The sequence below is a fragment of the Parashewanella hymeniacidonis genome (assembly GCF_016900895.1).
GTDB classification, from domain to species: Bacteria; Pseudomonadota; Gammaproteobacteria; order Enterobacterales; family Shewanellaceae; genus Parashewanella; species Parashewanella hymeniacidonis.
This window is the reverse complement of the sequence record NZ_JAFEUN010000216.1, coordinates 1-2,964: the sequence shown is the minus strand read 5'-3', so window position 1 is coordinate 2,964 and position 2,964 is coordinate 1. Positions and strand designations below refer to the sequence as shown.

The following is a 2,964-nucleotide window of genomic DNA, read 5'->3' as shown; positions in this document are numbered from 1 at the left end:
ACCAGATAACTACTGATTTGCGCCCCTTCTTCTGATATGACATCTAACGTCAAATCTCGATTGAGTGATTGGCCTCTTAGGTGAATTGCATTGTATTCGTTGGGTATTAATGTATTTGCATCCGCTTCGTTTGGCATCATTCTGACTGGAATCGCCATCGGACGCTGGTTGTGAATGATGGTATTTCCTTGAAGTACCGGACCATTAACGGCGTAACGGAAATATATCCCCCAAGATTTATTGTGTTCGATAAGGTTATCTATCAACTCAGGGGCGGAAGTACTCGACTCGACTCTAATGCCATTAGTGCCTGAGTAGGCTATGCGGTTATTTTTAATGAGTGGATTAGAGTAGTTTTCAATCCAAATCCCTGTTCCTTCTTGGGTATCTACAATTTCATTACGCTCGATTATCGAATTGGAGCCGTAAAGCTGTAAACCACGATAAGCACTGTCTCGGATCAATGAGTCCGTAATGCTGATGCTGGCGTTGTATAGGCGGATCGCTGCTGTGCTCGAACGCCCCGCAAAGCGGTTTTCAATGTAAGCCAGTTTGGTCAGGTTATCTGCTACGGTATCGGTAAAATATAAACCACTCCAATCACCGGCCTGTCCTTGACTGTACCCATCTTGGTTGGTGTCACCGCCAACACTGTCATCACGGAATGAGGTGAAATAAATTCGGGCATTGCTGCTACCAACGGCATTTAAGGCACCATCTACTTGTATGCTTGTGCCGTAGTCAAATTTCCAAACACTACCCGCAGGGATATTTAGTAAACTACCAGCTTTAACTTTAGCGGTACCACTAACGATGCGATACGTTAAATTGGCATCAGTTTTTACGTTTCGCTGTAAGTCTGCGCCTATTAACTCGATATCCTGATTATGATTTCCTGCAAATTCATTGTTGTCATCTATACTTGGCAACGCTGAAAACGGTATACGTGCTGCTGAAGTATTTGAGATGATACTGTTATTCTTTAAAATAAAGCTACGTGGTTTGTTGTCTGAGTAAATACCATACTTGCCATTATTCTCAAATCTATTTCCTGTAAGCTCTACGGCATAAGTAGTCGATGTAACCGCAAAACCGTTATTTCCGTTATCGCTGATCGTATTATTCTTTAAAATAGCATTAGTTTCATAGCTACCACCTGTAGCAGAAATACCATTGCCACTATTATTATGAATAAAGCTATTTTCAATATTTAAGTTTGCGTATATTGAATAGACACCTGTACCTTTACTGTTACTAATTTCACTATTTTTTAATGCTACAGATGACCGATATTCAGAATAGATTGCATTATCATATGCTTGACCACCATAACGTACTTTAGTGTGAGCTAAAGTAAGTTCAGCATTATCATCAATAAAAAGTCGTCTCCAATAACCGGCTACTGGTTGAGTGGCTGAGCCATCGCCATTACTGTCTCCACCAACGCTGTCGTCAGTGTATGCCGTAATATGCACAGGGTTAACTTCAGTACCTAATCCCTCTAATTTGCCTTTAACGGTGATTGATCGTTGAGCGCCAACTTTTACAATGACTCCTGGGTAAATGGTAAGCGTTTTACCTTCTGGAATAGTGACATTGCCATTTATATAATAAACACCTGTACGCCATGAGGTATTCTCAGACAGAGTGCCTGACACTTGAGTTACTGCGTTCAGTGTCGGTGTGATCGCCGTTGAAATGGCACCTGCACTTATATTACCAGCACCGTCATAAGCTCTGATTCTAAAGCGATAAACCTGACCGTTAGATAGGCCACTTACTAAATGATTTAATGCTTGCTTATTAAGCTCCAACGCATTTCCGTCATTGAAGTTCGGTGACTGACTTCCCCAGCTAACACCATCGTTAGTTGATATATCCAAATAGTAACCAACTAGGTCTTGAGCTGTATCAACACTGCCAATCCAGCTTAGATAAACTTCTCCATCTCCAATAACAGCTTGTAAGCCAGTAACGTCTTCTGGAGCCTGATTATCTGCACTGTTATCTTTGGCGATGACTTCACCGGTGTAGGTCGCAGCACTGTAATTACCCGCTTTATCTTTGCTGAAAACTCGGTATTCATATGCTGTACCTGCTGTTACTTGATCATCTTCAATTTGGGTAAGCTCTGAATTGACTTCGCTTATCAGCGCATAACCGTTGCTACCTTGACGGCGTTCAATTCTATAACCCTGAACATCTGAGGATGAAGACGACTCCCACTCAATTGAAATCGAACTACCATCGTCGTTAGCGACATCCGTGCCTACAGCATAACCAACAGGCTCAGGTGCTGTTTGATCGACGGTAACAGTAACCACACTACTTTCAGCATCTGAAGTCAGATTTTTAATTTTAGCCTTTAATTCATACTCACCATCTTGCGGCAATGTCCACAGATAGCTCCAACCACCTTCAGATTGAAGCTGTGTTATCGGCTGCCAAATAAACTGTGCAGCACTACTTTTCACCCGAATACCTACTTCAATAGTATTGAACGCTGTTGAAGCGGCTGTTGAACTGCCCGTAACCCACACTTTCCCATTACTGAGATAAGTATTAATTGCAGGTGAAGTGATGCTGATTGAGGGTTCCTGGGTGTCAAGAGTTCCTTGCTCTACAATAAGTACTTCTGATAGGGCTACACGGTAACCTTGATCACGTACAAAATGCAATTCAGCAGTATCATTATCAATACTTGAAGCAGGTAATAAATATTGAGAAGTTGTTGCTGTAGAAGGTGTGGCATTACTTGCATGTAGCAAGTTTCCACTATTATCTTCTAGATGATGACGGTTTCCACAATCACTACAATTAGATGATGTTGCATCTTTATTTACAATACTGCGGACAGTTTTATGCTGCAATAACCCCGAACTCTTCAAGTTCACTGATGACTTGAGATACTTTTTCGTTACTCGGGTCGATATCTAACTTGTCAAAAATGATTTTCATCAAGTA

Annotated in this window: 1 protein-coding gene; it reads right to left on the bottom strand. The window is 41.5% G+C overall.

Going from position 1 to position 2,964, the window contains the following annotated elements:
* Positions 1–2,870 (bottom strand): right-handed parallel beta-helix repeat-containing protein (locus JQC92_RS21635; RefSeq protein WP_205001603.1); only part of this gene is annotated, 2,870 nt, incomplete at its 3' end.
* Positions 2,871–2,964: the final 94 nt, after the last annotated feature.